General features: G+C 40.7%; 18 protein-coding genes and 1 pseudogene. 9 read left to right on the top strand and 10 right to left on the bottom strand.

Going from position 1 to position 22,095, the window contains the following annotated elements; all coding sequences use genetic code 11:
- Positions 1-78: 78 nt before the first annotated feature.
- From HPE63_RS02525 to HPE63_RS02495, 7 genes are read right to left on the bottom strand one after another with little or no spacing between them, the layout of a single operon-like run.
- The gene (locus tag HPE63_RS02525) at positions 79-690 is read right to left on the bottom strand and encodes a rhodanese-like domain-containing protein (protein ID WP_188312651.1); all 612 of its coding nucleotides are present in this window, start codon (positions 688-690) and stop codon (positions 79-81) included.
- 12 nt (positions 691-702) lie between these two features.
- The gene (locus HPE63_RS02520; protein ID WP_188312650.1) at positions 703-1,374 is read right to left on the bottom strand and encodes a rhodanese-like domain-containing protein; all 672 of its coding nucleotides are present in this window, start codon (positions 1,372-1,374) and stop codon (positions 703-705) included.
- A gap of 18 nt (positions 1,375-1,392) precedes the next feature.
- Positions 1,393-1,983: a YeeE/YedE thiosulfate transporter family protein gene (locus HPE63_RS02515; protein WP_188312649.1), complete on the bottom strand. Its 591-nt coding sequence runs from the start codon at positions 1,981-1,983 to the stop codon at positions 1,393-1,395.
- A 19-nt stretch (positions 1,984-2,002) separates the two neighbouring features.
- Positions 2,003-2,533, bottom strand: a complete 531-nt coding sequence (locus HPE63_RS02510) for a YeeE/YedE thiosulfate transporter family protein (protein ID WP_188312648.1) — start codon at positions 2,531-2,533, stop codon at positions 2,003-2,005.
- 15 nt (positions 2,534-2,548) lie between these two features.
- Positions 2,549-3,490 carry an NrfD/PsrC family molybdoenzyme membrane anchor subunit gene (nrfD, locus tag HPE63_RS02505; RefSeq protein ID WP_188312647.1) on the bottom strand — a complete coding sequence of 314 codons (942 nt, stop codon included), beginning with the start codon at positions 3,488-3,490 and terminating at the stop codon, positions 2,549-2,551.
- Positions 3,491-3,499: 9 nt separating this feature from the next.
- Positions 3,500-4,033: a 4Fe-4S dicluster domain-containing protein gene (locus tag HPE63_RS02500; protein WP_188312646.1), complete on the bottom strand. Its 534-nt coding sequence runs from the start codon at positions 4,031-4,033 to the stop codon at positions 3,500-3,502.
- Positions 4,030-6,273, bottom strand: coding sequence for a molybdopterin-containing oxidoreductase family protein (locus HPE63_RS02495; protein ID WP_188312645.1), 2,244 nt, complete (start codon positions 6,271-6,273; stop codon positions 4,030-4,032). Before HPE63_RS02495 ends, HPE63_RS02500 begins: the two co-directional genes overlap by 4 nt.
- A gap of 182 nt (positions 6,274-6,455) precedes the next feature.
- On the opposite strand from HPE63_RS02495, the gene HPE63_RS02490 reads away from it, so the two are divergent.
- The 5 genes and pseudogenes from HPE63_RS02490 to HPE63_RS02470 all read left to right on the top strand — a co-directional run bounded on the left by HPE63_RS02490 (position 6,456) and on the right by HPE63_RS02470 (position 13,136).
- Positions 6,456-8,354: a hypothetical protein gene (locus HPE63_RS02490; protein ID WP_188312644.1), complete on the top strand. Its 1,899-nt coding sequence runs from the start codon at positions 6,456-6,458 to the stop codon at positions 8,352-8,354.
- 158 nt (positions 8,355-8,512) lie between these two features.
- Positions 8,513-9,169 (top strand): metal-dependent transcriptional regulator, encoded by a 657-nt coding sequence (locus HPE63_RS02485; RefSeq protein ID WP_188312643.1) that lies wholly within the window; start codon positions 8,513-8,515, stop codon positions 9,167-9,169.
- Entirely contained in the window at positions 9,166-10,185 is a 1,020-nt protein-coding gene (locus tag HPE63_RS02480; protein WP_188312642.1) for a metal-dependent transcriptional regulator, read from the top strand. The genes HPE63_RS02485 and HPE63_RS02480 overlap by 4 nt, the downstream gene beginning before the upstream one ends.
- Positions 10,186-10,188: 3 nt before the next feature.
- Positions 10,189-12,380 (top strand): annotated as a pseudogene (feoB, locus tag HPE63_RS02475) (ferrous iron transport protein B).
- A 69-nt stretch (positions 12,381-12,449) separates the two neighbouring features.
- The gene (locus HPE63_RS02470; protein WP_188312641.1) at positions 12,450-13,136 is read left to right on the top strand and encodes a 3-keto-disaccharide hydrolase; all 687 of its coding nucleotides are present in this window, start codon (positions 12,450-12,452) and stop codon (positions 13,134-13,136) included.
- A gap of 12 nt (positions 13,137-13,148) precedes the next feature.
- Here HPE63_RS02470 and HPE63_RS02465 read toward each other — a convergent pair whose 3' ends face one another.
- Together HPE63_RS02465 and HPE63_RS02460 are read right to left on the bottom strand one after the other, a co-directional pair.
- Positions 13,149-15,341, bottom strand: a complete 2,193-nt coding sequence (locus HPE63_RS02465; RefSeq protein ID WP_188312640.1) for an amino acid permease — start codon at positions 15,339-15,341, stop codon at positions 13,149-13,151.
- 52 nt (positions 15,342-15,393) lie between these two features.
- Positions 15,394-15,978 (bottom strand): Pycsar system effector family protein, encoded by a 585-nt coding sequence (locus tag HPE63_RS02460; protein ID WP_223198027.1) that lies wholly within the window; start codon positions 15,976-15,978, stop codon positions 15,394-15,396.
- A gap of 310 nt (positions 15,979-16,288) precedes the next feature.
- On the opposite strand from HPE63_RS02460, the gene HPE63_RS02455 reads away from it, so the two are divergent.
- The 4 genes from HPE63_RS02455 to HPE63_RS02440 all read left to right on the top strand — a co-directional run bounded on the left by HPE63_RS02455 (position 16,289) and on the right by HPE63_RS02440 (position 21,526).
- Positions 16,289-16,780 (top strand): hypothetical protein, encoded by a 492-nt coding sequence (locus HPE63_RS02455; protein WP_188312639.1) that lies wholly within the window; start codon positions 16,289-16,291, stop codon positions 16,778-16,780.
- 54 nt (positions 16,781-16,834) lie between these two features.
- Positions 16,835-18,667 (top strand): adenylate/guanylate cyclase domain-containing protein, encoded by a 1,833-nt coding sequence (locus HPE63_RS02450; protein WP_188312638.1) that lies wholly within the window; start codon positions 16,835-16,837, stop codon positions 18,665-18,667.
- Between the two features lie 116 nt (positions 18,668-18,783).
- Positions 18,784-19,665 carry an RICIN domain-containing protein gene (locus HPE63_RS02445; protein ID WP_188312637.1) on the top strand — a complete coding sequence of 294 codons (882 nt, stop codon included), beginning with the start codon at positions 18,784-18,786 and terminating at the stop codon, positions 19,663-19,665.
- Positions 19,666-19,726: 61 nt separating this feature from the next.
- Positions 19,727-21,526 (top strand): adenylate/guanylate cyclase domain-containing protein, encoded by a 1,800-nt coding sequence (locus HPE63_RS02440; RefSeq protein WP_317172891.1) that lies wholly within the window; start codon positions 19,727-19,729, stop codon positions 21,524-21,526.
- On the opposite strand, the gene HPE63_RS02435 is transcribed toward HPE63_RS02440, so the two are convergent.
- Complete coding sequence (locus HPE63_RS02435; protein WP_262890200.1) at positions 21,495-22,064, bottom strand: pseudouridine synthase; 570 nt, start codon at positions 22,062-22,064, stop codon at positions 21,495-21,497. The two genes, HPE63_RS02440 and HPE63_RS02435, sit on opposite strands and share 32 nt — an antisense overlap.
- Between the last annotated feature and the right edge of the window lie 31 nt (positions 22,065-22,095).

The following is a 22,095-nucleotide window of genomic DNA, read 5'->3' as shown; positions in this document are numbered from 1 at the left end:
TAATGAGTTAGCTTAGGTAGTCATTCCTTTCTGAAAAGGAATATTTTTATTCGAAAGCACTAGCTGGGAACTTACATTTTAGCATCCGCCCTCAGGTTTGCGTTTTTTCTTTTTCTGTACTGTAATGATTTTTTTAGGTGGTTTAGGAGCTGCTTTTTTTACAACGGTAGGTTCTTCTGGTTCCACTTTTTTGAAAATATCCAAATAGTTCGCAATGGGCTTCTCAAGATCATAATCTTTTACCTGGAACTCGTTATCGACCAATTGGGTGGTGCTATTCAATATTTTAATATTTTCGTATCCCAGTTGATACAATATTATAAAGGCACTATTGGCCTCGTTCGGATTTTTTCCATAGAGAACGACAGTTTTACCCGCATCCCTTAATTCATCGAACAATGAAATGCTCGATTCATTTAAAATATCAGATGTTGGAATATTTACGGCATTTTCTAGATGGTTTATCGAATAGTCGAAGATGTCCCTTATATCGACCAGTACTGAATTTGAATGGTCAATATCAGTATTTGCCACCAAATAATCCTCTGTTTTGAGCAGGGCCAATGTCTCGACATTCGATTTCTTATAAACATTTGTCGGCATTTTAAAGGTCAAGACCCCAATAATGATCACCAGTATAAATAATACGGTAGAGATAGAGATTCGCTTAGTTTTTTCCAATTCCTTCATGTCGATATATTTTTAGCAACCACCTTCTGGTTTTCTTTTTTTCTTTTTGACTACGGGGACAACAGCTTTTTTTGGCACTACTTTTTTTACCGGTATTGGTGTAGCCTCTTTCTTTACTTTTGTTTTTATACCAACACCAAAATATAAGGCGGCAGCTTGTCTGAAATTATAGAGTTCAAAGGCCTCTTGAGGCATATCCTCGGTAGGTTTGGGCGGATTCAAAATGGTGTGGTACCACCCGTTTATACCACCGTTTAGGACATGGAGGTTTTTATAGTCCTTTCTATTCAACAATAACCAAGCTTGATCGGCCTTGAAATTGTCATTAGAGAATAAGACAATGTCATATTGGTCCTGATTTAAATACCCTTCATAATTTGGATTTAAAATAGAGTCGAAAGGTATATTGATGGCTCCGGGCAAGGTGTATTTTTCATACTCGGAAACTACCCGCACATCGATAAGAAGGATCGACGGATCCTTTAAAATGAGCTTATCAGCCAATACATCCGATGTTATATAGCGTTCGGGGTTTATTACTTTCGCCAAAAGATGTTCTGCCGTTACATTTTCATTTTTTTGGTAGGACGGTAAGAGTACCAGACCCAAAGCGGCAACAAAAAGCAGCGAGGCCAATATAATATATCTTTTGGAAAGGATTTTAGCTAAGTTTCTGTTGATCATGATTATTCTTGTTTTTATTTAATAAAACACCTTTTTAACCCGTTTACGAACAATATCTGAAACAAAGAAGGCCACAAGGGCAAGTAGGGTTACCGCCAAAATTATCCAGCTGGCAGGCAGCTCGAAGCTATCGACAAGTGTAATATTGCCGAGATAGTAACCATTATAAATTTTTTCAAAAATGGGAAAGGCTTCGGAAAAAATCAGAATGCCGATCATAATTCCAATAACATATACCCAAGCATCCAATTTACCAATGGCAACGGCACATATACTTGTACCCGGACAAAAGCCCCCTGCAACGAAACCTATCCCCATAATAGCGCCTCCAATAATCGCGCCCCATAAATACGTGGGATGTACATAGAGCATAGACATGTTTATCCAACCTAGATAGTCCATATAATATAATCCAATTACCGATACCAATGCGGCGGTAAAAAATACTTTCAATACGGCAAAATCATATCCATAAAAAACACCGGCCAATTTTCTAGAAGAGGAAAAACCAGAAGCTTCAAGGATAAAACCAAAAGCCAAACCAATAAGGACGGCAATGATGATATTCCATTCATAAGATAAAAAGCCGTTAGGAATCAATGGTCCCATAATTATAATTTTTTAATAGTTAAATCCAATTTTTTCTAAATAGGTAGGCGAACAAGAACGCAGTCCCAAAAATAGAGAGCATGGTAATAAAGCCACCGGTCGATAATACCGCCATACCGCTAAGGGCAGCCCCACTGGTACAACCTCTTGCTATTTGTGCTCCCAGACCAAACAAGACACCTCCTAGTAAAGCAAATACCAATCTTCTTTTTACGGTAATCTTTGGGGAATGTTGCACCCTGAATCCTATTCTTCCTGCTAATGAGCCAGATATAAAAGCACCTACCAATACCCCTAAAGTTTCGAAAACCAACCAATTGTTCATAGGGGACTTGTCCCCACTTACAAATTTGCTGTAATAGGCATTCTTTATTGTATGTTCATGCGAGACTTGATCGACCATGGTAACAACACCACTTTTCATTACTCCACTGGCCCCTAAGCCCCTCCCGGTCATGTAAAAGGTGAAAATGATCAAAAGACCTAAAAGGAATCCTCCGAAATAAGGGTTCCAATATACATGTAGCTTGTTAAAATTTGATTTATCCATTGAATGCTCTTTATATTAATATAGATATCTTGTTAATTGACCTGCCTCAACCATGACAAATCGGAACACCAAACCACCAATAAGAATTAGAATGGCAGGAACCACAACTGGAACTTTATAACCTCGCAACTCTAATATTTCCAAGAATCCTGGGACCAACAAGCCCAGAATGACCACAAAAACAAAGAACATGACCGTAAACTCACCATTGATCAAGAGTTCCATGGCTTCCAATTGAACCTCCGAACCTGCCCAATATCCCATGATCATATGAACTATAAGGGCCAATTCAATAACAATCAGGATAATATCGATCTTGCTAAATAGACTTCTTTCGCTATGTGATTTGGAGAATAATATTATGGTGGCAGCGGCCGTAGAAAGTCCGGAAACCAAAAACAAAGGCCCTAATATGGCATTGTTCCATAATGGTCTAGCATTAAAGGCCGATAGTAGAATTCCTGTATATATACCCAGGACAATTGCCAGTGGAATAAGGAGATAGGCCATATTCATTCGATTCTTGACCAAAAAAGACTGGAATTTTCTTAAAAAACCAAACTTCATATCCATTTTAGGAAAAATCTCTTTCCAATAACTGAAAACCCAAAGCATGGATAGGGGAGTAATGAGCAATAATACCCATGCACCCCAGGACATGGGGGATTCTATTCTAACAGTCGTGTATAATTGCCAAAAATAAAATTTATGGGTAAGGTCATAAAACAGGGCTATCAACCCCAATACCAAGGCGATGGGTGCCATAATAACTGCATACTTTACCGTTGCTGGTACTTCCCCATCTTTTTTTAATACGGTGAACAGGGCCGCAAAAAAAAGGAGTCCGGCTGCGAGACCTCCTAAAAAAAGATATACCGATATAGGCCAATGCCATATTTGTAATGAAGGGTCGATGTTCGGTATGTTTCTACCACTTGTGAATAATTCTTCTTCCATTTTAAAGACTTATATTAAATAATAAACATGGGGTTTTGTACCTGCTTCAGGCGCCAAGGTTTTATGTTTCCTTGCCTTGAGTAATTGTGACACCTCACTATTGGGATTATCCAAATCGCCAAAATACATGCATTTGGTAGGGCATACCGAAACACAAGCTGGGAGTTGGCCTTTCTCCAATCTATGGTGGCAGAAGGTACACTTATCAACATAACCATCAGGATGTTGGAACCTTGCGTCATAAGGACATGATTCAATACAGGCACCACAGCCTATACACTCATTGGGGGTCACCAGCACGATACCACCATCTATAATATGGCTTGCACCTGTCGGACAACAACGTACACAAGGCGCATTTTCACAATGATTGCATCGCTCGGACCTTAATTCCAATTCTACCTTTGGGTATGTCCCTTCGACGCGTTCCGTAATCCAATCCCGGCAGTATCCTATGGGAACATTGTTCTCGGTTTGGCATGCTACTACACAGTCACTACAACCTACACACTTTTTGGTGTCGATTACCATGGCATATCTCATACTTCTAGCGTTTTAGTGGGATTTTCAGTTAGTATCTTTACAAAGTTTCCTCGCATTCCGGTACCGCCCATTATGGGGTCTATGGCAACTTGACTGATCAATTGGGTATCGCTGGCCCCCTTTCCATGGGCTCGGCCCAACTTTTTATTGTTATGGCCAAAACCGTGCACCATATAAACCGAATCCCAACGGATTCTTTCTGTTACCCGAACCCTAATAGGGAATGATGATTGAACCCCATCTTGGTTCTCTAACCATACATATTGCCCTTTTTTTAAATTCAAAATACGGGCGACCTTTGGATTGACCCATAGATCATTCTCACTCTTCAAGTCGTTCAGGTTTGGGCTGTTAACAGTTCTACTAAATGTGTGCATTGGAGATCTACCATAGTTTAGTCTATAATAGCCAGGCTGCGGTTCAGGGTGTTGCGTAAATTTTGGCATAGGGTCAAATCCTTTTCTTTCCAAGGCTGCGGAATAAAATTCGATCTTTCCGCTATCGGTAAGAAATTCATAATTCTGCCCATCTTCCAAATACATAGGACCCGATTTTCTTTTGAATTTTTTCACGCCAATTTTTTCAAGCTCTTCCAAAGAAGTGCCCATCTCTTTCAATTGCCATGCAATGACTTCTTTATAATCGTCGTAGTTGAAATAGTCATGAAGCCCCAATTTTTCACCCAATTGTTTGGCGATCCACCAAGCTGGTTTAGAATCGAATCTTGGGGGAACCGCTGGCATTCGCAGGGCAATGGATGGTTCCCGATTGGTCGCCGACCTGATTCCATCGTAACGTTCCAAATAGGTGCATTCGGGTAATACAACATCGGCATATCCGGTTATTTCCATTGGCATGGTATCTACCACGACCATAAACTCCAAGGCATCAATGGCCTCTTCCAATAATTTCTTATTGGGAATGGAATTGTTCAAATTTGTACCGGCTACCATCCACGCTTTTATCGGATGTTCATTTTCTTCTGAAGGAATGGAAGCCCTAATTAATTCATTGGTAATACCCATTTCAGCAAATGGATATTTTTCACCAATGTCTTCCCATCCCCATTTTGGAGTTGGATAGGGTGGATGTGGGAATTTTGGAACACTGATACTTTCTTTAAAATAAAATCCACCCCTACGTCCCCAAGACCCTAATAATCCATTTAAAATGGCCATGGCCCTGGCTCTTTGGGTATCATCACCATACCAAGTAACATGTCGTCCGGGATGAATTATGGTCGCAGGTGCTGCTGCCGCCATAATCCGGGCAGTTTTTCTGATTTCCTCAGGTTTGATCGTTGTAATTCCATAAGCCCATTCCGGGGTATACTCTTGTACGTGGGCTTTCAACTGCTCAAATCCCAACCCATACTTGTCCACATACGCCTTATCATATAGGTTTTCATTGATGAGTACATTCATCCAAGCAAGCAGTAGGGCTATATCTGTTGAAGGTTTAATTGCCAACCAATGCTGTGATTTACTGGCTGCAGTGGAAAGTCGGGGGTCGACCGTAATTATTGTTGCTCCTTGATCAATGGCATCTGACATTTCCTGCACTTGGGTATTGTGCATATTCTCACCAATGTGGGAACCGATCAAAACCAAACATTTCGTATCCCTGATATCCGTTGGCTCTGGAGAGCCTACCCAAGAACCGAATGTCAGCGCAAATCCGGTTTCCCTAGGGCCTCGACATTGTGCATATGCCGGTTCGGCTATACTGTCAGAACCAAAGGCCTTGAATAAATGTTCAAAATGTGATCCTGGAGCCCCATGTTTTAATAATCCCATGCTTTCAGCACCATATTCCTCCTTAATAGCTTTCATTTTTGATGCAATTAAGGTCAATGCCTCTTCCCAGCTCGTTTCGACGAAAGTCTCCTCCCCATCGATAAGTTTTCGCACCAAGGGTTTCTTTAATCGGTCATTATCAGAATACATACCTACACCGCCGGTTCCACGAGGACATAACCTGCCATTGCAATGGGGGTCGATATTATTACCTATGATCTTGTGAATATTACCCTCGCGATCAGAATGCACCCATCCGGCACATTTCCAAAAGCAGACCTCGCAATAAGTAGCGGTTTGTTTTAATTTTTCAAGGGAATTTTCCAACGCCAATCCCTCTAAATAAGAATTTAGGCCAATAGTTTCCAATGAGGTGGCTGCGACAGCCGCACCACCAAAACCTAAAGCAGAAATTTTGATGAATTTTCTTCTTGATGTACCCATATGATCAAATTTCAATAGTAGTCGATATAATCTTCATACTAGTTGGCAAATTTATAGGTATCGTAGAACCCGATTAATGATAAATGTCATGTTTTCAGCATCTTAAGTGTAACAATTGTTACATAAGAAGAGTTTATTACCACTGATTTAAGTTGTAATTTTGTGAGTGGAACCACGGGTCTATGAAGAGAAAATCGATAGGGGATATAAAAAAAATTGGCATTGCATTGGTAGTACTCGCGTTATTACTTTTTGTAGTAGCGATTAAGTTTTTCGATTATCCTTTTAAAGGAATACAGCGCACTTCCGATTATATAGACATTACAGCAACCGAAGAAAGCTGTTTACAATGTCATCTAAACACCAAAGGATTTTCGGAGTACCACAATCCACAATTTATAGGTTGTGTGAGTTGTCATTTGGGAGATGGTAAGGAATTTGACAAGGATAAATCACACCGGGGTATGGTCCTAATTCCAGGCAACCTTAGTAACGCTGGGGAAACCTGTGGTAAATGCCACCCCAGTGAATTGTCAAAAATAGAAATGTCACTCATGACCACGAATAGCGGTATTGTCGCAGTTGATAAATTTATTTTTGGGGAAGCTGAAACCCCTAATGATCATTTTCATATCGAAAACATAAAATATACGGCTTCTGAAAAACATTTGAGGGATCTCTGCGCCAATTGTCACTTGGGTGCCGAAAAAACCGAATTTGGGGCTATAAACAGTTTGAGCCGTGGCGGGGGTTGCATCGCTTGTCATTTAAATTACTCTAATGATGCAAAGACCGATTTGGCCGAATATCTTAAATCAGGCAAAAAATCCTTGCCTAAGATACACCCAGCAACGGATATCTTCGTGAATGACCAGCATTGTTTTGGTTGCCATAGTCGGTCCAGTCGAATATCGACTAACTATGAAGGTTGGCGGGAAACACTATTGGATAAGGAAGAAGTAAAAGACAAACCCGATTATCGAGTATTGGAAGATTTAAGGGTGTATGCCAAAATGGAGGCCGATGTACACCACACAAACAATATGTTGTGTATAGATTGTCATTCGAGCCATGAAGTTATGGGCGATGGCAAGTTATATGCCCATGAGGAAGAAGCGGTAAAATTGCAGTGTTCCGATTGTCATTATAAGGGAAAGCCACGAACAATTCCCTATGATTCCTTGGACAATGAATCTCTATTGGTATTCCTTCATAGACAATATTCCCATTCCGATAAACCAATCCTGGTCGTCCAAAAAGACGGACATCCATTGGTAAATACCTATATGGAGGGAGATAAGGCTTTTTTAATCGGAAAGAAAGACGGTGAGATCCATGAAATAAAACCACAATCCGAAATCTGCTCAAGGGACAATGCCCATAAGAATGTGAGCTGTGCCGCATGCCATTCGGCCTGGACGAATAAGTGTATCGGCTGCCATAACGTATTTGACCAAGATGATCCTAAAGGATTTGACCTATTGGATAAGAAAGACGTAACCGGACAATGGGTAGAGCATGTCGCAGAATTTTTAACCTCCTATCCAGCGCTCGGTGTGCGCGAGTCACGAGAAGGCAAACAATTTGAACCTGCTATTCCTGGAATGATCATGACCTTGGACAAGGGTAGTTTTGAAAATGGTCGAGCAGGGGAGGATATTTCCTTTCATCGATTGTACGCGCCTAATTCACCACATACGACTATCAAGGCCGTGAGGAATTGCATATCATGTCATGCCGACCCTGCAGCCCTAGGTTTTGGTTCAGGGGAATTGACCTATAAAATAACATTGGATTCCGGAGAATGGATATTTACACCGGAATACGAACTCAATGCCAACGACAATTTACCAGAAGATGCATGGGTTGGTTTTATGAACGAACAAAATCAAAATAAGGTAAATTCGACCCGAACCGATTTTAGACCTTTTACCATCGATGAACAAAAACGCATGCTTTTGGTAGGGGCCTGTCTACAATGTCATTCGGAAACTTCTGGAATAATGCAACGAAGTTTGATCGATTTCCAGAAGGTACTCAACAATTTGGATTCACGCTGTATACTGCCCGATACGCCATGATTTATATGAAAAAGCGCCACTACCAAGAGTAGGCAGATACCAAGTTTATCCTTTTATATAGGACACTCAAAGATTTCCCTGGCCAGGAAAGAAAAGGTAAAACCAGCAAATTTAGATAAGACTAAATATATTTTGTAAATTTGTGAAAAATTAATGAGATGTTATCCCAAGCAGAAGAAAATTATTTAAAGGAAATCTATGCTCTCGAAGAAGAAACGATGCAGTTGGTAAGCACAAATGCCCTTGCCGAAAAAATGAGGACCAAAGCTTCCTCCGCTACCGATATGCTTCAAAAACTTGCCCAGAAGGCTTTGGTAGACTATACAAAATATAGAGGTGCCAGGCTTTCCTCCAAAGGAAAATCAAAGGCAATCACCATCGTTAGAAAACATAGGTTATGGGAGACTTTTTTGGTTGAAAAACTCGGTTTCAATTGGGATGAAGTACATGATATAGCAGAACAATTGGAACATATTCAATCGCAATCCTTGACCGATAAACTTGATGCTTTTCTGGAGTATCCTTCTTTTGATCCCCATGGGCATCCTATACCAAATGTTAATGGTAAAATCGTTGCCTCCGATAGTATTCTGCTTAGTGAATTAAATGTGGATGAAGAAGGTATATTGGTGGCAGTCAAGGATTCCTCGGATGGTTTCCTAAAATACCTAAGTAAGATCAATATGACCATAGGAGATCATATCAAAGTGCTCGATATTGAAGCCTTCGACAATTCGGTAACCATTGAAAATAATACCACACGGCTTTCGATATCTGGGAATGTAGCCAAGAACCTGTATATAAAGCGCCTATGAACACCTACAATCCACTAGTCGCACTCGTAATATTTTTTGGTCTAAGTCTCTTGGCCTATCTGCTTTTAAGACCTCATAAGGGTTGGATCTGGTTGATCAAGAAGGGCTCACACTCGAACGATAAGATCATAGTAGAGGATATCTTAAAAAGATTGTACCACAATGAGAATGCAGGCAAACATCTAAATGTCAATGACATTGTCAGAACAATGAGGCAAAATGATAAAATGGTTATTGAGAGTATAGATGTTATGGTGAATCAAGGCCTTATCCGAATGGAGGGTGATGTTGTGAAGTTGACCAAATTGGGAAGTGAATATGCCTTGCGAATTATACGGGCCCATAGATTATGGGAACGATATCTTGCCGAAAAAACAGGCTTTAGCAAGTCTGAATGGCATGAACTGGCCGAACGGAAAGAACATGAACTATCGATGGATGAAACCAATAGGTTGGCCTACAAATTAGGAAACCCCCAATATGATCCCCATGGGGACCCAATACCTACCAATACGGGCAAAATGGCAAAGCTTAAAGGCGTGCCAGTATCCGAATTGCAGGTGAATACAATCGGGCGAATAATAAACATCAAGGATAAACCCGATATTATTTACAAACAAATATTAGCTGAAAATATCCATATAGGTTCCATTATACGAGTCGTTGAAAAATCGGCCACCCGTATCGTATTCCATTCCGAAGGGGAGGCATTCAAATTGGCCCCTATATTGGCGGGCAATATAACGGTTTCCATACTTGAGAAAGATCTCTCGTATGAGGAGGATGTTTCTAGACTGAACATCCTAAAGAAAAATGAAACAGCCAAAATAATCGGTATTTCTAAGGAGATTAGGGGAGAAAGCAGAAGGCGGTTATTGGATTTAGGATTTGTTAAAGGTGCCGAGGTCAGCATTGACTTGTTGAATCCTTTGGGCGAGCCCAAGGCCTACTTGATAAAAGGCACAAGTATCGCCTTACGGAACAATCAGGCATCTAAAATTTTAATAAAAAAATAGGCCATGGAAGTGAAACCTAAAAGTGCATGTGATTCCTGCGCCCATTTTAATGCGGCAGGTTTGAAGAAGTTAGGCGTTAACACCAAGGCATTTGACCATGTCATTGCCCTGGCCGGAAATCCGAATACGGGTAAAAGCACGGTATTTAATGCCCTTACCGGTTTACGCCAACATACGGGAAATTGGCCAGGCAAAACCGTCACAAGGGCAGAAGGTGCCTTTGAGTACAATTCTGAAAAATATAAGTTGGTCGATTTACCGGGTACATATTCCTTATTATCAACATCCGAAGATGAAGAGGTGGCACGGAACTTCATTCTTTTTGGAAGACCCACCGTAACGGTCATCGTTGTAGATGCGAGCAGATTGGAAAGAAATTTGAACTTGGTGTTACAGATTTTGGAGATAACCGATAGGGCAGTCCTTTGTTTGAATTTGATGGATGAGGCCAAACGTAACCATATCGAGATAAACACACGAACCTTAGCGAGGGATTTGGGTATTCCCGTGGTTCCTACCAGTGCCAGATACAATGAGGGTATACCGGAATTGATACAGACCATAAGCGAGGTCGCCAAAGGTACCATCGTATGCAAACCCCATCGGATAAAGAACATTCCCAAGAACATTGAAAAAGCCGTAGAACATTTAAGTACGGAAATAAAAAAGGAGTATCCGAACATGCCTAATAGTAGATGGATCGCTTTTCGCTTATTGGAAGGGGATCAACACATTATAGAATTGCTCAAATCGGGTGAATTTGAAGAATACGCATTATGATGCAAAAGAATATAGATAATATCATTGCACAATCCAATGACCTTCGCTGGCAAATTGGGGATGAATTCCACGACAACCTGGCCGAAGGCATCTATGCAGATGCTGCAGAAATCGTAAAGGCAAGCGTTCATAAACCTAATGAGAATAATAGGCTGCGATTAGATGCCAAAATAGATAAGATCATTACCAGCAAGACTTGGGGATTTCCTCTAATGTTCCTGATTTTGGCGGTAGTTCTCTGGTTGACCATTGTGGGAGCGAACTATCCATCGTCCATGCTAGCCGATTTGCTTCTTGAAACCATACATCCTGCTTTAAAGGGATACGCCTCCACCTTGGGGATACCTTGGTGGCTAGATGGGTTTTTAATCGATGGCGTCTATTTAGCCGTTGCTTGGGTTATAGCGGTCATGTTACCCCCTATGGCCATTTTCTTTCCGCTGTTCACCCTTTTAGAAGACTTCGGTTATTTGCCAAGGGTGGCTTTTAATTTAGACCACTTGTTCAAATTATCCGGTGCCCATGGGAAACAAGCACTTACCATGAGTATGGGTTTTGGTTGTAATGCGGCAGGTGTCGTTGCCACCCGTATTATCGATAGCCCTAGGGAGCGGTTGATTGCCATAATCACCAACAACTTTTCGCTATGCAATGGTCGTTGGCCCACTCAAATATTAATAGCCACGATATTTATAGGAGCCGTAGTACCATCTTCGTTTGCTGGGATTGCATCTTTGGGGGCGGTAATTGGTATTGCCGTACTCGGTATTTGTTTTATGTTCTTGGTATCCTGGGCCTTGTCAAAAACCGTTTTGAAAGGGGAGGTTTCCACTTTTAACCTCGAATTACCACCGTATAGACCCCCACGATTTTGGAAAACCTTATACACCTCGCTTATCGATAGGACCTTAATCGTTTTATGGCGGGCCATTGTCTTTGCAGCCCCAGCAGGTGCAGTCATATGGCTTATCTCAAATATATATGTGGGGGATGTAAGTGTGGCCGCTTGGTTGATACAATCCTTGGATGGGTTTGGTTTTCTTTTAGGATTGAACGGCGTCATTTTAGTGGCGTATATCGTGGCCATCCCTGCCAATGAAATTGTAATTCCCACCATTTTGATGTTAACCGTATTGGTTACCGGTGTTTCCGGGGGTGAAGGGGCCGGAGTAATGTTCGAGTTAGATTCCGTAAATGCCACTGGTGATCTGCTTAGGGCAGGGGGATGGACTTTATTGACCGCGGTAAACCTTATGTTGTTCAGCTTGCTCCATAACCCATGTAGTACAACGATTTATACGATATATAAAGAAACCAAAAGCGCCAAATGGACGGTGGTTGCTTCTATATTACCCGTAATTTTAGGGTTTGTGGTAACGTTCCTCGTAGCACAGGTATGGCGATTGCTTATGTAATTGTTTATCGATTATCATTTGGGAAATGCAAAAAGTACCCGAAAATACTGTTAATGAATTATGCATGCCATGAAAAAATTCTTTTTGACCTTCCTTCTCCCATCGATTATCTTCTCATGTACTTCACAAACAACGGTAAGTCTATTCAATGGTAAAGACCTAGAAGGTTGGTATGTCGATGTCCCGGCTCTGGATAGTATTCAAGAAGCCACCAGTCCTTTTATAATACGGGATGGCCTCTTAGTAAGTCTAGGCACCCCACAAGGGCATCTTATCACCGATAAGGAATACATGGATTTTCGGTTGGATGTTGAATATCGATTTGCTGGGGAACCCGGTAATTGTGGGGTTTTGGTATTTGCCTCAACACCAAGGTCTTTGTATAAAATGTTCCCAAAATCGATTGAAGTGCAAATGATGCATGACAATGCAGGGGACTTTTGGTGTATTGTAGAGGATATAGAAGTCGAAAACATGGAAGAACGACGGGGGCCAAAAGAAGACTGGGGCATAACCGAAGGTAAGGCACGTAGGATCAAGAATTTGACCGATGATTCCGAGAATCCGCTTGGGGAGTGGAATCACATGACCATAGAATGCCTTAAAAATAAAATCAAAGTTTGGGTAAACGGGGATATGGTCAACTATGGATATAATGCTACAGTAGATTACGGACAAATTGCCTTACAGGCGGAAGGTGCCGAAGTGGAGTTCCGAAAAATTGAATTATCCCCAATCACCGAATTGAGCAACTAAGAGCCTATTGCACTAGGCCAATATACTTTCATGTCCCGAATCTTTTACGAAAAGACAGGAACTACCGGTTTTGGCACTTACTTCCTTTACAAACTCAAATTGTAGGTTCCCTTCCATTCCGAAAATATTAAGGTCCGCAGCAGGTGCCACTTCCACCACTTCCTTAAAATTGCCGACAAACACCTCGGTCAAGGTCTGGGGGAGTCGGGCTAGATTTACCAACGTCATCAGAAAATCTTGTGCGTTTCCTTTTTCCTTTTCGTCATCAATAACAATAATCAATCTAATATTGGCATCCCAGTTCATCTTTAGTTTGTAGGCTACTAAAATAGATAGATCCAGGTTTCCAATATTCCAGCCCAAATCCCAGTTATCTTTTCTATCCCTGACCCAAACATTAATCATATTACGCTGGCCCAATAGTGCCTTTGGATGCGATAAATAAAGCAAGACCCCAATTTCCAGCCGAATACACTCTTTTATAACGGGACGTAACTCGGTTTCATAGTCATCATGTTGCTGCAGATTAAGAAATACAATATTGGGTTTAAAAAAAGCACCTTGTAGCGCCTGGTTTCCATAATTGACACCTTTTGCGAAATCATCACTATGGATAACCGACCAAGAAGAAAACACCCCTTTCTTTCGAAAAGATTCGGAAAGCGCCGCCAACTGGTCCCGGAAATTCGGATTCTCGGTAAAAGGTTCAATACCTAGAAGTTTGATAGAGCCTTTGGGTTTGGCGATATTCCGTAAAAATTGGAAATTGCCCTTTGCCCCATGAATATCCCTTATGGGCACCATTAAATTGGGTTTCCAGGCTCTTTGTTGCATGTTTTTCATGCCCCAGGTATGCTTTGCGGCCCATTCCGCAAAGGACACGAATAGTCCTGATCGAACATCTTCAAATGGGGTTTCCAAGTTCTGTCTTGATAAAAACCAATACACCACGAAAACAATGCTAATGGAAAGGAGGCTAATCGTAGGATTAATAATGAACATGGCCAAAACCGAAGACGAGAGTCCCAACCAGGGAATCCATTTATACACCTTAAAAACAGGCCTATAACTTATGAGCCCCAAGCGTTGCTCAATGATCACAACCACGTTGATCATCGCATAGGTTATTAGAAAGAACAAAGTAACCAAAGGCGCAATAGCATTAAGATCACGCAAGAGCATAGAGATGAATATGATTATCCCGGTCACGATCATCGCATTTCTCGGTTGGCCATTGGCGCTTTGCCCAGCAAGAAAAACACCATAAGGCAATACCCGGTGTTCACCCATGGCAAATAGAATCCTCGAAGATCCAACCAAGGAGGCCAGTGCTGAGGAAAAAGTAGCGCCTAGAATCCCGGCGATGACCAGAGGGCCCACATAGGATTTTTCCACAATAATATTATAGTTCGAAATCAACTCTTGCTCGGTGGCCGTTCGTGCCAACCAGTAGGCCAAAACCATATAGATCAAAAAGCTAACTCCAATGGCCCAAAGCGTGCCTTGGGGAATACTTTTCTTCGGATTTTTTAGTTCGCCTGACATATTGGCCCCTGCCATAATACCCGTAGCGGCGGGAAAGAAAACAGCGAAAACAAGCCAGAAATCGCTACCCGTAAATCCATTCTCAATAGATCCCTTGAAAGTTCCCCATCGCACGGCATCTTCGGTTGGTATGTACATTGAACCATAGTAAGCTGCAAATACTATTGAAAACAAGGAAAGAATGATCACCACCATAATGAAAAATTGTGTTTTTATGGCGAGATCCGCGCTGATGTAGGCGATGGTAATCAAGACCCCAAAGACAAGGATATCTACTAAAAACGGATCATGCCCCGGGAAAATACTCAGCCATCCCTCCCTAAAACCGAAAATATACATGGTAACCGCCAACCCTTGGGATATATACCTGGGTATTCCCAAACTACCCCCAACTTCCAGGCCAAGGGCCTGCGAAATTATGGCATAAGCGCCTCCGGCCCCAATTCGAATATTCGTGGTAATAGCCGACATGGATAAAGCGGTACAGAGAGTAATGAGAAATGAAATGATAATGATAAGCCATGCTCCCAATAGACCCGCATTACCTACTACCCAACCCAGCCGTAGGTACATGATAACACCCAGAATCGTGAGCAGGGTAGGCGTAAAGACCCCGGCGAAAGTCCCGAACTTTTTAAAATTATTTTTTTGTATATCCATCGTTGGTTTAATCCGATTATCCTTGGTTAAAAAGTAAAATGGTCATTTATTTTCAAAGAGATAGCAATATACAAGAAAGGGTTATTATAAAAAGTAGAATCAATCCGATAGCCAAAAGAAAAATGGAACGGTTTACATTTTTGAATTTTAGCGCTGCGATTTTTGAATTTATATATATCTGTTGGCCCAATTGGTCGAACAATTCAACTTCGCTTAAGCTAACTTTATAAAATGTTTTGGCAAACTCCTTGATGTTGCCAAACTTCGTAATCACATCACCGAAGAAAAACATATTCTTTTCATATTTCCCTTCAATATGCGGCATAAAACATCGAATACTAAAGTAAATCGAGGCCGTGGTGAAGATAAAATACAACCCTAACAACACATATAGAAAAATGTATTTTGAACCGAGTTCGATAACAAAACCAAGATTTTGGTAGATAATGTTAAAAAGGATACCATAAAAAGAAAGAATAAGGCCCGCTTTTATTTCTGAAGCCCTGATTAAGGAAGAAATATAATTGATACTTCCCCAATAATGATCCACGAGCTCCTCCGTGTGGCTACTAATTGTGGTAGGTTTTTTTGATATTACCTTATCTTTTATATTCTGCGGAGTTTTTGGTTGGTTCATTAGTGTTGCTGATTAGTTCGTCTTATTCCCTATATTGGCTACAGTAATTTCCTACATTGCCCACGACCGTAGTCTTTCTGCTCTTGAAAGATAGTGAATACGCACCTAATTTAAGTTTAATTTCTTTATCTTGATTCATTCAAGTAAGGTTAGGGGAAATACAAGGTTTGCACTTTGCTCTACCCATTATTTGTTTGGATAAGTATTACGGCCTGCTCGGACAATCAATTTGGTGTTTCGTCCTTTTTTATGTCATTGTTTTAGAGACCCGCAATAATTTACAACAAATGTTTAAATCAAAAACCCGAATATGAAAACCATAAAACCACGCATTTTTTTATTGGTAAATATGTTACTTGTGTTTACCGGCATTTCCATCGCGCAAATGACACATGTCGTTACCTTACATGTCGACACCCAACAATTAAACAACGGTAATAACAAAAAGGCATTTTCTTTTTCAGCAAGCGAGGGCACTGCAGTTGAAAATAGTGACGAACCTGAAGAATTTACGATCATTGTGAATGAAAACGATGAGATAGAGTGGGAAGGCGTATCATCATCAGGAGCGATTGTCGATATAGAAGAAATTGAAATAATGGATGACCCCAATAAACCCAATAGGGGGAAGGTGTTCAAAAATAAAAAGAGTAAAGGAAAAAAAATGAATGGGAAAAAGAAAATCAAAGAGAAAGTAAAGGGCAATACAAAAAATAACGTTTATAAATATTTTATCCGCTTTACCATAGGAACCACTTCTTTTGAAATTGATCCTAAAATCAAAGTAAGTGGAGGTAGTTAAACCTTTATACCTAGCTATTCATAAATACAGATGGGAAATACGTGTTCCATACGAATGCCATTCAAAAAAAAGGCCGGTCTACTGTTGGTCCTTTTTTTTGTGATATGCTCCCGTATGCATGGCCAGAACCAGGCAGTTGCCGATAGCCTGGAACAGATTTATACCTCAGGCAACTTTGAGGAAAAAGATCGTTTACGACTTTTAAATGCCCTGGCCGCAAATCATCCTGATCCTGAGAATTCATTGCGATTTAGTGAAGAGCTCCTTCGTAAGGCAAAGGCTATGGATTCTACAAAAAGGGTTATTGGAGCCTATTTACAAAAAGGGAATGCCCTTAGGCTCAAAGGTAATCTGTCACAAGCATTGGAAAGCTTTTACAAAGGTGTTGAATTGGCCGAAGCAGAAGAAAGCGATAAAGATCTAGCTTTATTTTATATTGCCATGGCTGCGGTATATTCCGGCATGGGTAATGCACAAAATACAATCCGGTATTATAAAAATGGAATAAAAATCTTTAAAGAAAGAGGGGATTCGTTGCTTTATGCCACTTCTTTGGAGAATTTGGGGGACGAGTATAATCTAAATTTAGCCAAGCCAGATTCTGCCTTACTGTTTTTCAAGGAATCTGGACCTATTTTCAAAGCCTTCGACTACAAAATCGGAATGGCCTATAATCTAGGGAATATGGGCTTGGCCTATGCCCAATTGGGGCAAAATACCATTGCCGAGGAAAACATCAGTGGCGCAATTTCGTTGCTCGAAGAACTTGGGGATTATTATCCCATCTGTGTTTATCTTACCTATATGGCAGATATGTATGTGCAGCGGGATGATTTGGATGCTGCATTTGGGTATGCGGAAAGAAGCCTGGAGCTGGCACAGCAATTCGGGCTCAAAGATCAAATCAGCGACGCCAATTTAAAACTATCGGAATTGTATGAGAAAAAAGGTGATGCCCAAGAATCGCTCAAATATTATAAACGTCATATTACGTTTAGGGATAGTGTTAAGAATATTACCGACGTTCAGAATATGGCCAACCTAGAGGTTGCCAGAAAACAGGTTGAAGTTGATTTACTGAATCAAAAACAAGAAAACCAACGTATCGTGGTAATTGCGACGGCCATTGCCTTATTCTTGATTGGTCTTTTGGCCTTTGGATTATACAGACGCAATAGGTTTATAAGAAAAACCAAACAGATCATTGAGAAAGAACGGGATCGTTCCGTTACGCTCTTGCTTAATGTTTTGCCTAAGGATACCGCAGATGAATTAAAGGAAAATGGGAAGGTCGTAGCCAAGAAATTTGAATCAGTAACCGTATTGTTTACCGATTTTAAGGGCTTCACCCATTATTCCGAAAATTTAGACCCTGAAAAATTGGTGGAAACCATAGGATTTTACTTTACCAAATTCGATGACATCATGGAGAAATATGGTCTGGAAAAGATAAAGACCATTGGCGATTCCTACATGTGTGCCGGGGGCTTACCATACCCAACCGAGGACCATGCCCATAAAATGGTTTTGGCTGCATTCGAAATCATGGATTTTGTAAAAGAGGCAAAGAGGAATTCCCAAGAAGGTCAAATTCATTTCGATACCCGTATCGGGATCAATACGGGGATGGTCGTTGCAGGGGTGGTGGGCAGTAAAAAATTCTCCTATGATATTTGGGGCGATACCGTTAACGTAGCCTCCCGTATGGAAACCATGGCCGAACCCGGAAGAATTAACGTCTCGGCAAATACATACGAGCTTATAAAAGATATCGCTGATGTCGAGTATCGCGGGGAAATACAAGTAAAAAACAGGGGGATGATGAAGATGTATTATGTGAATGCGATTAAAAATGGCTCCCATAAAAAAGATTTGGTAAATAAATGAGACCCTTCGGACATTAATTTGGGCTTTTCGTCCAGTACTGTTTCCATTGTTTTTTAAGCTAAACTATATTCATTGTTAGAAAAACTTTTATTAGCTAACCTAAATAAAAACGAACCATGATTGATCAAACAGGTTATTACAGAATTGAAAACCAAGTTAGTGGAATGTTCTTATTGGCAGGAAGTTGGGGGAAATCGCCTAGCGATAGAGCAGTGTGGCAGTATGCCCTAACCGATAACTATACGAATGGCAACTATGATTTAGATGGATTCTTATGGCAGATTATACCTGATAATACTGGATACTATAGAATCATGAATAAGGTTAGCGGAATGTTTTTATTAGCGGGAAGTTGGGGCAAAGTACCTAGTGATAGAAACGTGTGGCAGTATCCCCTAACCGATGGGACTACTAATGGCAATTATGATCTTGAAGGATTTCTTTGGAGCATTAACGACCAGGGAAACATTATAAACAAAGTTAGCGGATTTGGCTTGTTAGCAGGAAGTTGGGGTGCAGCACCTAGCGACAAAAAAGTTTGGCAATATCCTCTTAATGATGGCGATCCCAATGGATTTCTTTGGAAATTGATACCTACAATTACGCTTTACGTTGACGCAGCGCATGCAACATCCCTTACTCCCCAAACGGTCGATACTTATTGTAGTTTTGGACAGGATAAATCCCAAACCACAAATGAAAACTTTTCACGTAGCGTAAATGTCGGCGATCAGGTTATTTGGCGAGGAGAAACGACTCCTCCTTCTTCAACTGTCATTGATATAACTCAGGTGAAAAAAGAAAATGTTCCGGGTAGTTCTAATGTATTTGGTGGGAATGGTATTTTACAAGGTAGTGGTAACCCAGAAACTGTGACCGGTACAGTGCAAGCTGGCACAGGGGGTGAAGATGAAACATATACCATATTCTTCAAAGTGAATGGTACTGGTCAACAACTTAAAATTGACCCTAGAATTAAAGTTAATCCTACACAATAATATGCGCTTAAAAAGAAAAGTCTATTACATAATCGGCTTTTTTTATTTAATAATATATTACGTGAGCGCCCAAGACCAACGCGTAGCAGATAGCCTAGTTCATATTTATAAAGCCGATACTATAAATGAGGAAAGAAAATTGGAATTACTTCGAAACCTTAGTTTCAATGAAATTAACAATCTTGAATTGTCTTTGCAGTATGCAAATGAACTAATTAAATTGTCGAAGGAAAATGGCAATTATCCTTATCTATCCCAAGGTTATTTTCAAAAAGGAAGTGCACATAATCTTAAGGGCGATATTGAGGAAGCAATTACAGCTTATTTTAAAAGTGCTGAAATAGCCCGGCAAGTAAACAATATTACTCTAGAGGGAGGAGCTTACGGAGCGATTGCTGATGTTTACGCTATCTCTGACAATCATAATAATGCAATGCTTTATTACAATAAGGCTATTTCTGCTTTACGTAAGGCTCGGGATACAATTCCATTGGCATCTTTTATTTTAAATGCCGGAGATGCGCTGCTTACCAATAAAAAATACGATTCGGCCTTAACCTATTTCAATGAATCTGGCGCCCTTTTTGAAAAAGCTGATTATGATGTTGGAAAGGCTTATAACCTGGGTAATATTGGTATGGTATACGCCAATACCGGAAAAAATAACCTTGCCGAAAAAAACATTAATGAAGCCATTCTTATTTTGGAAGAATCGGGAGATTATTACCCTATCAGTGTTTATCTTATTGCAATGGCCGATATCTATTTGGAAAAAGAGAAGCTTCAAACCGCTATAGATTACGCAAAAAAAAGTCTTACGCTTGCAGAACAATATGGCCTAAAAGAACAAATCGGTGATGCCAACCTGAAATTATCCGAGTTGTACGAGATAATGGGAAATCAGGTGAAATCTTTTAAACATTACAAAGATCATATCGCATATAGGGACAGTCTATTAAATATTGAAACAGTTCAACAATTAGCGGACCAGCGAACCAACTATGAGGTTTCCCAAAAACAAATTGAGGTAGATCTATTGGACCAAAGACGTAAAAATCAACGCAACATTGCAATAGCAACGGCAGTTGCCCTCTTCTTAATTGGTCTCTTGGCCTTTGGTTTGTTTCGGCGTAATACATTCATACGCAAAACCAAACAGATCATTGAGGAAGAACGGGATCGTTCCGATAATTTGTTATTGAATATCCTACCCAAGGAAACCGCAGCCGAATTAAAGGCAAATGGTACCGTAAAAGCCAAAAAATACGATGCGGTAACGGTCCTCTTCACAGATTTTAAAGGCTTTACCAGTTATTCGGAAAAGCTATCGCCAGAGGCCCTGGTAGAAACCGTAGGCTTTTACTTTTCAAAATTCGATGCGATAATGGAAAAATATGGCCTAGAGAAGATCAAAACAATTGGCGATGCTTATATGTGCGCTGGGGGTTTGCATGATAATACCGTAGATCACGCCCACAGAATGGTTTCAGCGGCCTTTGAAATTGTTGAATTTGTCGAAACGACGAAAAAAGATGTTGCTACCAGCGAATTAACTTTCGATATCCGTATTGGTATCAATACAGGGCCCGTAGTGGCCGGGGTGGTGGGCACCAAGAAATTCGCTTATGATATATGGGGCGATGCCGTTAATGTCGCTTCCCGAATGGAATCGATGTCAGAGCCTGGCAGGATCAATATCTCGGAAAACACCTATGCTTTGATAAAAGAAGATGCCGAGTGTGAGTATCGCGGTGAAATACCTGTCAAAAACAGGGGGATGATGAAAATGTATTTTGTGAATCGCATAAAAGAAAATAGCCAGGCCCCTATCATGAAGGTGTTGAAAGATCAAAATGGGTAATTGGGACGACCCTTCCCACTGTTGTATCACCCAATAGCATATTCCCAATCCGTACCCGTACCAATCTTAAAGTAGGGAACCCTACAGCCGCCGTCATCTTTCGAACCTGCCGAAATTTACCTTCGGTTAATGTCATACTGATCCAAGAATTGGGGCGATGGGTGCCTATACGAAGTTTTTTATCCGGGTCGGGCAGGGTAGGGGTTTTGGTTAGTTTTGTGACTTTGCAGGGTTTGGTGGTATAGTGTTGCCCCCAGAGGCCAATTTCGATGCCCAAGCGCAATTGGTCAATTGCCTCATCGGTTATTTTTCCATCGAGCTGGGCATAATATTCCTTTTCTACGCCTGAACGGTTAATGGCATCACTTAATTTTCCATCGGTTGTCATCAACAAAAGCCCTTCGGACTTTTCATCGAGTCTGCCAATAGGCATACTTCCTTCAGGAAAATCAAAAAGTTCACTTAAAAACCGTTTCTTACGCAATTGTCGGTCCTCATTCGATGTCAATTGACTTAACATCCCAAAGGGTTTATACATTTTGAAGTGTTGATGTGTTGGCTCGATCATG

Source organism: Maribacter arenosus, from assembly GCF_014610845.1.
Taxonomy (GTDB): Bacteria; Bacteroidota; Bacteroidia; order Flavobacteriales; family Flavobacteriaceae; genus Maribacter_A; species Maribacter_A arenosus.
The sequence above is the reverse complement of the archived record's forward strand: the minus strand, read 5'-3'. Positions and strand labels throughout refer to the sequence as shown.